General features: G+C 57.6%; 1 protein-coding gene. It reads right to left on the bottom strand.

Annotation, left to right across the window (positions count from 1 at the left end; all coding sequences use genetic code 11):
- Positions 1 to 349: 349 nt before the first annotated feature.
- Entirely contained in the window at positions 350 to 1,882 is a 1,533-nt protein-coding gene (locus AWB65_RS34680; RefSeq protein WP_200821876.1) for a tyrosinase family protein, read from the bottom strand.
- Positions 1,883 to 1,918 lie beyond the last annotated feature (36 nt).

Here is a 1,918-nt window from a genome sequence, read left to right on the forward strand (position 1 = left end):
CGATGCATCGGGTGGTCGACGCCGAGAAACGGCTGCGAGCGTTCGTCATGGGCTCCGCTCCGTCGCCTTTGGCTGATTTGAAGGAGCCACATCAGTGATAGTTTCTGACAAAGCGTCGGAAAGCTGTTGGGCGACGGTCTCGCCAGCGAATGCGACCGCACTTCGAAATCGTCAGAGCGACAGCGTGTGAAACTGACTGATCGATTCGTCAGGCACCTCGCCCTTAACAAACATTGCGCCTGCGTCGCGAGGCACGCCCAAAAAAGTATGAAGCGCGCCACATCGCCGGCGGCGCATGTTTGAACCTGGTGGACGAAGTGCGATTGGAGATTTGCTATCTCGCGTGGTCTCAATACGGGACGTCATCGCGTCCGGGCTTGACTCGTTTCGACTTGACGAACGGCACTTCAGTCGTCAGTTCGACGCGCACCTCGCCGACCGCGATGACCTCGCCTGCCGGAGCGGTGGCACCGCTCACCCGCACGAACGAAATCACGTGTTCACGCGTGCTCTTGGCGCGCATCCTTACCAGCGCGCCTGTCGCGGGATACTCAAGCGTCACCGATCCATGATGCGACTCGCCAGCAATCTCGAACGCGCCGAGCGTGCCGAGAAGGTGCTTTGAACTCGCGGTTTCGATGTCCGCATTGTCTGGCAAGTCCAGATAGACGTTGTAGAAATACCCGCCGACCGTACCTGCGCCCGTGATTTTGATGTTGTCGAGCACAATCTTGACCGATCGGAATTTTTTGGCCTTGGCGGCACTCGAGGCTGCCGGGGCGGGGGCCGACGGATCTGTCGTTTCGGCCTCGGGGAATTCTGTGGTGGTCGTCGCGATCACGTCCTGCAGCGGCTGGACCGAACTCGCTTCCGCCGTGACGAGCGCACTGACAGACTGTTCTCGCAGCGCGACGCCTTTCACCCCACCAATCGAGCGTCGATCTGCTGTGACGTCCCGTGGCGGTGTGCCAGCAGTAAAAGCGATGGGCGGACGCGTTAGATCACGCCCTTGCCCTTGCACCCGGATGATGCGGCCCACCTGCGATTGCAGCGGCAAGACCTGAGGCCGGGCAGTGTTGGCATAGTCGTAGGGCGTTCTGTTTGGCCACACCGCGCCTTGCCTGCGCGGTGCGTACGTTTGATCCTTCGGCATGGTCTTATTTGGAGCGTAAGTGAAGATTGGCGGCGTTGTCTGCGTCGTCCAATAAGGCGCGCTCGTCGCAGGCATCGTTCGTCCATCGGGCATTGCCCACGCATGCCATAGCCTGTCGATGTTGCAGTGGTGTAGAAAGAAGATTGGGTCACTTGGCGATACCATTGATGACATCACGTTCCCGATGAGGTTATGTACGGGATTGTGCGGACGCGTTTCGAACCCGTCTTCAAACGAATTCACCGTGCCCCGCTGAAAATTCGCCGCCGAAAAAGGGGACAAGTCCAATGCGCTATAGACATTGGTGTTCACTCGTGGAACATACAACGCATTGCCGGTGGCGGCATTGGTAAATTCGGTTGGCACCGTCGGATTGGTGTACCAATCCCAATAGGGCAACATAAGGTTCTGATCGAATGTTTTCAATTGCTGCTCCAGCCACCAGAGGTATCCCCGGTGCCAAGCCAAAAAATAGTTTGTCTTATGCGGACAATAATTAACGTGCACATTCACCCAATACTGCCATGACCCCGGGTCGTTCGCGTTCTTGTTGGCGCGCATTGTTTGTACGGCATGGAGGAACGACGAGTATTGAGGGGTCGCCTTGAATTGCTGCCATCCGAGGCGTACCGATCCCGCTGCCTCAGCGAAGCGGGGAAACGCAGCCAACGAGAGTGCGGATGCCGCGCCGCCGAGGAACGTCCGTCGGTTAAGTTTTAGATAGCTCATGAATGTCTCCTGTAGTTACCTAGCAATGACTCTTTG

It is taken from the genome of Caballeronia humi (genome assembly GCF_001544475.1).
Lineage (GTDB): Bacteria > Pseudomonadota > Gammaproteobacteria > Burkholderiales > Burkholderiaceae > Caballeronia > Caballeronia humi.

Bases quoted from the DNA above. Each gene is read 5' to 3' on its own strand.
- AWB65_RS34680 (WP_200821876.1), bottom strand. From the start codon at position 1,882: ATGAGCTATCTAAAACTTAACCGACGGACGTTCCTCGGCGGCGCGGCA.